Genomic DNA, 868 nt, shown 5'->3' on the forward strand with positions numbered 1-868 from the left:
GGACCAGCGACGGCGAGCACTACCACTTCCACTACGACCTCGAGGCCCGCGTCACCACGGTCAGCGACGCCCTGCAGCGCGAGGCGCGCATCCACTACAACGCCGACCACCGGGTGGTGGCCAGCCGCGACTTCGGCGGCGAGGAATACCGCATCGAGCTGGACGACGCCGGCAACATGACCGGCCTGCAACTGCCCGACGGCAACCGCGTGCAGCTCAAGTACGACGAGTGCTCGCGCCTGGTCGAGGAAATCGACCCGCTGGGCCGCAGCATCCGCTACCGGCACCACCTTGCGACAAACCTCGTGAGCGAAGTGGCCTACCCCGACGGCAGCACCTGGAAGGCCCGCTACGACGCCCGGGGCAGCCTCATCGAGGAAACCGACGCCGAAGGCCACAGCACCGAATACTTCAACGGCGAGGACGGCCTGCCGCACACCATCGTCGACGCCCTGCGCAAGCGCAAGCACCTGTGGTGGAACGGCCAGGCCCAGGTGGAGCGCTACCAGGACTGCTCCGGCCAGCAGACCCGCTACGCATACGACGACCGCCAGCACCTGGTGGCCATCACCGATGCCCTCGGCCAGACCACCCGCCTGCAGCGCAAGCCCAACGGCGAAGTGCTGGCCATCGAGCACGCCGACGGCAGCCGCGAGGCCTTCAGCTACAACGCCCTCGGCCAACTGCTCGGGCACACCGACGGCAAGGGCCAGAGCACCCGCCTGATCCGCACCGCCCGCGGCCTGCCGCAGAGCCGCCAGGATGCCAAGGGGCAGATCGTCCGCTACGAATACGACCGCGCCCTGCGCCTGGCCGCGCTGGTCAACGAGAACGGCGCGGCCTACCGCTTCGCCTACGACGCCAGCGA

At 69.4% G+C, this 868-nt stretch carries 1 pseudogene; it reads left to right on the forward strand.

From position 1 onward, the window contains the following. Window positions 1–868 (forward strand): annotated as a pseudogene (locus tag DK254_RS06565) (RHS repeat protein); the annotation flags it as partial.

Origin of the sequence: Pseudomonas sp. RW407 (genome assembly GCF_003176655.1) — a bacterium.
GTDB lineage: Bacteria > Pseudomonadota > Gammaproteobacteria > Pseudomonadales > Pseudomonadaceae > Pseudomonas > Pseudomonas delhiensis.